Raw genomic sequence first — 6,348 nt, forward strand, 5'->3', positions numbered from 1 at the left:
CTGGGATACAGCGTAAGTAAACTAATAGGGGTTATGATTAAATTATTATTTCCTAAAAAATCATATAAAAGCACTCTTTCGTGAATAATGGTTTTGTACAGCATATAAATCATCTAACAATGCTTGTTTCACCATCAGATGCAAACCCTTTCATTTTTACCTCATAAGCAATAGTTTAAAATGTAGTAGTTATTATTGCAGATAATACCCCTATGGCTACTATTGCCCCGATTGTATTTTGGGAACTATTTCAATCAAAGGACGAGTATTACAGTTCATACGGAAGATTGGCCAACCGTATTATGAGAATAACTGGTTTTCTCCTATCTATGTTTATCCCTGCACTGTATATTGCTACCCAGAGGTTTCATTTGGATGAAATAAAAAAACTGCCCATAGGTGACCATAAGGCTAAATTAATCACTGAATTCCTTTTTACCGGAGAAATTTTAAATGGCCTTTTGGAAATGATATTTATACTGTTTGTAATAAGGATCATTTACGATACCTCCTTACATATCTATCAAAGCTTGTATATTATGATTGTCCTATTAGCAATTATGATTGTTGGCCAATACTCTGTCACTACTAAGCTTGTTAGTTCAGGTGGATTAATAGTTTTTGCTTTCTCCCAATTATGCACCTTTTTAGTATTAGTAAAAGGTCTTTTACCACTTGCAGATACGATGAAATGGTTATTAATACTAGTAGCTTGGTTTTTTGGATATACAGGATTAGCTGCGGTCTTTGTTATTTTCTTTATTTGTGGCGCAAGCATAAGGACATTTGGGATACCTTATTTCACGCCGCTGATTTCATTTAGAATCCATGAATGGAAGGATACGTTCTGGAGAGGAAAGTTAAAGAAATTAATTAATTCTGAACATACATACCCAAGAAAAAAATAATTCACAGCCAATTAAAAAGTAGTGACCCACCAAAATTGGAAANNTTTCCAATTTTGGTGGGTCGCTTTATAGTATTTAATCAATACTGCCGGTTTGCCCGATATCTATATCTGCAGTTACATTAACTTTTACGTGAGGGTAATATTGTTCCCATTGTTTGACACTGAATCCACGAATATGTTCTTTATATTTTGCTCCTAAACCTAATGGGTCAACATGCTGTTTCTTAAATTGATTGACCAGTTTTAAGGCGGTTTGTTCGATTTTCCGTTCAACCTGCTTTTGATATTTCTTTTTATTAAAAGTCTGTCTTTTTTTTTCTGAAGGAACGAACTCTTGTAGTTTCGTTTTCATTTTTAGATTAATCGTAAACTCTGGTTTTCCGTTTGCCATTTTTACTTTATACGTTGCATTTGAATTAAGAGTCTCTAATACTACCTTATCATCGTTTTCAAGAACAAATTGGTGTAAACTATTCCTGTTTTTTTCAACTAAGGCTTTAAATATTATAAGATCTTCGGCTCCAATGGAGGTCACATATTGGTCATAATTAAAAATGGCCAGCCCTGTAACCTGGATGTTATCCTTTACCTTTTTTATTAACGGTAAATAAGGATCCTGTCCGGTTTGAAATAATTGAAATAAAAAGGATTGTAAATCAGTTCGAGGCAGGTCGCCGTATTCCATGTTTTGATCAAGCATTTCTTGCAAGTAAATGGAGATATTCTCCGATTGATATTTTTTAAGCTTTAACAACTCGTTGGCATCACCATCAACGATCGCCATTTGAACTAAGCTGCCTATTGAAGGATCACGGTTTATGGTATCCACAAAATCATTTATCCCTTTTTCCGCTAGTTTTTTGCCATACAGCGCTATTCTTAACTGCCCGCTTACTAATCGATAACGGGTTTCATTACTTAATTTCGTGCGAATCTCTTTACTTGATTGCCCGAAGGCGGTTTTAACTTCAGATTTGGCTGGTTTGTCTTTTTGGAAAATGGGATAGACCATCGAGCCCTTTATGGCCTTTCCGTCGCCCAGATCATATCCCACCCCTTGTATTAAACTGATTTCATTTACAATATTGGTAGGGAGGAAAGAGCATCCTGCTAAAATTAAGATGAGAAATAAACCAAGTCCTATCTGCTTAACCATTTTGATTACCCCTTTTTAAAAAGGTGGACACAAGTAAGAGTAAAGGGGTATAGCCATAAAATAAGCACAAATTTAGGTCGGTTACTAGTTTTTCCAGCATTACCTTTAAGGGTTCTGTTATAAACTGACATACGGCTAAACTTAATAGGCTTAGCAAGATTAACATATCCTTTTGTTTCCGGTTAAATATTTTCTTTAAACCTCTGCTCGAGCACCATAAAAAAAGTGAGACCGTTGCCGTCACGATAATGAAATAAATAGAGATATAAAGGTATTCAAATCGCTCCAAGAAAGACAGTTTTATGATTTTGGTTAAAGACAGTTCCGGCCAAATGGTAGTTTTTAACTGTTCTTCGCTATAAAAGGTATAGGTGACGATAGCGGAAATCGTATATAATAAAGTCGTAAATAGAACACCTAAATGAGCAAACTTTTTTGAGGTAGCTGCATTTTTTATAAATGGATAATACATCAACAAAGCCTCGGTTCCAGCTAAGGTATACATGGAGCTTTTGATGGAATCAAACAGGTCTGTGAAGGAATGGTTCATCAGCGGTAAAAGATTTCCGAAATGAGCTGTTTTTAACGGAAATATATATAAGAAAATTAATGAAATCTGCGGAAAGATAAACGATAAAAACGATACCCCGGCAACGACCCTAAATCCTCCGGAGACACTGTAATACACGATTAGTAAAATTAAGATAGAAAGAATCCAGGAAGGTATAGTAGAAAACATCCAAACTTGAATAATTTCAATATACCCCAGTAAAACAGATGTACTTGCTAACCAATAATAAATCATGATGACCATACTAAAAAATTTGCCCACTACATTTCCAAAAATATTGGCATGGACATCCATAATATCGCCATTGTTCTTTCTCAGAAGTTTATACATCATCCAAATAAACACTTGAACGAAACACCCTGCTAATAACACACCGATCCACGCATCATATCCCGCCTTTTCTGCAATGGCTCTTTGAAAGGATAAAATGCCAATTCCCACTTGAGAATTGTAAATAATAAAAAAGACTAGATAAGGAGAAACTTGATGCCTCTTATTTACTTGCAATGTTTATTTCCCCTTTACGCATTATTCATAAAAGTCGTTCACCGGTCCCATTTTTTTTCCGGTACCAGTGGATTTTCGCTTCTCTTGAGGTCTTAAGGTTGATGGGTTTAGTTTTTGCATAGAAAATGGTGTTCTTATCCATAAATCCTGAAAGGAAGTTTTTCGAACTGGATACTGGCTCAAGTAGGGACGACCAAGTGACGTTAAACGCAGTAAATGAATTTGTGTAAATTGAAAGCATAAAAACACCCCAACCAAACCAAACCATTGGGCAAAAAATATGATGGGAAACTTAATAAAGCGAATCGTATTACTAAATTTGTATACAGGTGAGGTGTAGGAAGCCAAAGTTCCAAGTCCCACCAATATGAGCAATACATTACTAGTTAAGCCTGCTTCCACAACAGCTTGTCCGATTACAATACCGCCTACCACTCCCAGGGATTGTCCTATTTTAAGAGGCAGACGAATTCCAGCCTCCTTTACCATTTCAATCATTAACTCTAAAAATAGAGCCTCTAAAAATGGAGGAAAGGGGACTGCTGACCTTGATGCAACCAATGTATCCAAGAGACGCGATGGGATCAATTCATAATGATAGGTCATAATCGCGACATACATAGGGCTTATCAATGTAGAGATAAATATCGCGGCCAGTCGTAACAGACGGAAAAAATTAGAAAGGATCCATGAATAGCTGTAATCTTCTATTGCAATAAAGGATTCCATGAATGTAACGGGAAGAATGATTAGATTCGGTGATCCATCTACTGCGATAATAATTTTTCCTTCTGTGAGGCCGGCCGCAACTCGATCTGCCCTTTCCGTTGTGATCGATTGTGGAAATAAAGAATTAGAATTGTCCTCAATCATGGCAGAGATATATGAGCTGTCTTGAATATGATCATATTGAATATCATTTATTCTTTGGATTACCGTGTTTACATTTTCCGGATCAGCAATTCCATCAATGTAAAGGACTGCTACTCTTGTTTTAGATAATTCCCCAACCTTCATTTCTTCGGCAAGCAGTTCCGGAACAGGTAGTCTTTTTCGAATAAGATTAATATTAGTATCTAATTCTTCAATAAATCCAATCTGCGGCCCCAATGCCGAGGCTTCCATCGTTGGCGGCCCAACATCGCGAAAATTACTGTTGGCAATATTGATTAATAAGCATTCTTGATCGTTCTGTTGCTTTTGAATGGCTAAAAAGCCATTCAGGATTTTCTGAATGATTTCATCTGGATTTTTAGTAAAAATAATCTCTTGTACCGGAATTTTGCTTTTTAATTCTTCGAGAGGCAGCTGTTTTTGTAAAAATGGCAGAACATCTTGATGTAAAATATCTGTTGAAATGAGGGTGCGATAATAGGATATCCAAAACGGTTCCTTGTCGATTAAGGAAGTATGCTCGTGTACGAAATCATTTGATTTGGATAATCGTTCAATCCAATTTTGATTCGAGCCAATTTCGTTGCCCTTATTTCCCTTTTCTAACTTCATCTTAATCCCTCAATTAATTTTCTATTAGAATGTGTAGGAGAGGGAAATTTATGCATTCCTAACAAAACTATATTATTAACGTTGTGTGTTCAAAATTTAAATCTGTATTTGAATATGTGCATTAGGTATCTTTATTATTATGGGAGGCTTTAAAGGTAAATTTGGGTGGTTTAAGTGGGACGATTTTATCCTTCTAGTTGGAGGGTACAAGGCTTTATTTCTATAAGGATTTCAATTTTTTTTTAAAAGAAAAAGAGACGTGCTTTACTGCTACAAAGAATAAATTAAAATGAGCCAAATTATGCAAGTTTTTAAACAACACTTGTATATCGGGAACAATATTATTTACAAAAAAATAGCAATCTGTAAGGATCAGTTAAGGTTTTCTTAAGCTTTTCCCCCTAAAATTTGAAACAGTTCAGGAGATATATTATATGGAGGAATTGATTTGAAAAAGAATTATACAAAAATTATACTCGATTTAATGATGGCGATCACGTTTGTGTTACTAATGAATCCAAGGGTTTTAGATGGATTACCCTTTCATGAAATCGCGGGTGTGATCATAGGGGTAGCGATTCTATTCCACATCGGATTAAACTATCGCTGGGTAATTACTACTACTAAAAAGATTTTTGACCCGAAACTCCCTAAAAAAACTCGATTTAGTTTTTTAATAAATATCCTGCTATTAATTTCGATGGCAACCGTTATTATAACTGGCATTCTTATTTCAAGAATAGTTTTTCCGAGTCTCGCCATTCAAGGTGGACATTCGGTACGCGGTATCCATGGTCTGTCAGCTGACGCTACACTTGCGCTAGTTGGCCTTCACGTCGGCGTTCATTGGCAATGGATCATGAGTATCTGTAAAAGAGCGTTCAAGTCGAAGGAAGGTAAACTTAGAAAAGGTGTTCTTGCTTCAGTTGTCTTGTCTCTTGCCCTTTTAGCTGGTGGAATACAGTGGTTTGCTTCAACGTCTACTCCAAGTGAGGGTGCGTTCAATAAGGCACCAATGCAGCAAAGCAGCCAGTCATCCACTACTGGTGGCACTGGGACAACCCACCCAAATCCACCTAACGGAGATTTTAGAAGTGAAAAGTTTGATCATGATGGAAGAGGAGGAAAGGAAGGACATGGCGGCAGCAGCAGTCCATTCCTGGTCCTTCTCAACTACTTTGCGATATGGGCAGCAATTATTATTCCTACTTATTATCTTGAAAAGCGCATTTTAAGGAACAGACGGAAATCAAAAGATTTGCATCCTCGAGTATCTTAATGACTCTAAAGACAAGTCATGATATATACTGAGTAGTTCAGTTAACGAGAAGTAAATTAAAATGCACAACTGAACTATCAACCTGATTAACACTGCTTATGTACGAAATTTTAGCAAGTGAATTAGCAAAAAAACGCTTGGGAAACCGAGCGTTTTTTATAGCCTTGTTGGAAACTTATTTTTAAGAAGGTTTTTGTGACTTCGGACAGGATTGAAGTCATTTAGCCCTTTGGTGTCCGAAGTTGTCTCGACTTCGGACAGGGTTGAAGTCATTTAGCCATCTGGTGTCCGAAGTTGTCTCGTCTTCGGACAGGGCTGAAGTCATTTTGCCATCTGGTGTCCGAAGTTGCCTCGACTTCGGACAGGATTGAAGAAATTTTGCCATCTAGTGTCCGAAGTTGCCTCGTCTTCGGACAGGG

The 6,348-nt window shown here is 36.6% G+C and carries 5 protein-coding genes; 2 read left to right on the top strand and 3 right to left on the bottom strand.

Features of this window, described 5'->3' with window-relative positions; genetic code table 11:
- Positions 1-194: 194 nt before the first annotated feature.
- On the top strand, positions 195-908 hold the full coding sequence (locus V7077_RS26595) for a spore germination protein (RefSeq protein ID WP_335507587.1): 714 nt from the start codon (positions 195-197) through the stop codon (positions 906-908).
- 75 nt (positions 909-983) lie between these two features.
- Here V7077_RS26595 and V7077_RS26600 read toward each other — a convergent pair whose 3' ends face one another.
- Genes V7077_RS26600 through V7077_RS26610 form a run of 3 tightly spaced genes read right to left on the bottom strand, consistent with a single transcriptional unit; the run spans position 984 to position 4,650 of the window.
- Positions 984-2,066, bottom strand: a complete 1,083-nt coding sequence (locus V7077_RS26600) for a Ger(x)C family spore germination protein (protein ID WP_335507580.1) — start codon at positions 2,064-2,066, stop codon at positions 984-986.
- A complete protein-coding gene (locus tag V7077_RS26605; RefSeq protein ID WP_335507581.1) occupies positions 2,059-3,144 on the bottom strand; it encodes a GerAB/ArcD/ProY family transporter in 1,086 nt (361 codons plus the stop codon). The genes V7077_RS26600 and V7077_RS26605 overlap by 8 nt, the downstream gene beginning before the upstream one ends.
- Before the next feature lie 21 nt (positions 3,145-3,165).
- Positions 3,166-4,650 carry a spore germination protein gene (locus V7077_RS26610; protein WP_335507583.1) on the bottom strand — a complete coding sequence of 495 codons (1,485 nt, stop codon included), beginning with the start codon at positions 4,648-4,650 and terminating at the stop codon, positions 3,166-3,168.
- 448 nt (positions 4,651-5,098) lie between these two features.
- Here V7077_RS26610 and V7077_RS26615 point away from each other — a divergent pair, with 448 nt between their 5' ends.
- The gene (locus V7077_RS26615) at positions 5,099-5,929 is read left to right on the top strand and encodes a DUF4405 domain-containing protein (protein WP_335507585.1); all 831 of its coding nucleotides are present in this window, start codon (positions 5,099-5,101) and stop codon (positions 5,927-5,929) included.
- Positions 5,930-6,348 lie beyond the last annotated feature (419 nt).

This window comes from Neobacillus vireti, assembly GCF_036962465.1.
Lineage (GTDB): Bacteria > Bacillota > Bacilli > Bacillales > Cytobacillaceae > Neobacillus > Neobacillus vireti_B.

What these genes read in the sequence shown, in the direction of transcription:
- V7077_RS26600 (WP_335507580.1), bottom strand. Translation starts at nt 2,066, where the DNA reads ATGGTTAAGCAGATAGGACTTGGTTTATTTCTCATCTTAATTTTAGCA.
- V7077_RS26610 (WP_335507583.1), bottom strand. Translation starts at nt 4,650, where the DNA reads ATGAAGTTAGAAAAGGGAAATAAGGGCAACGAAATTGGCTCGAATCAA.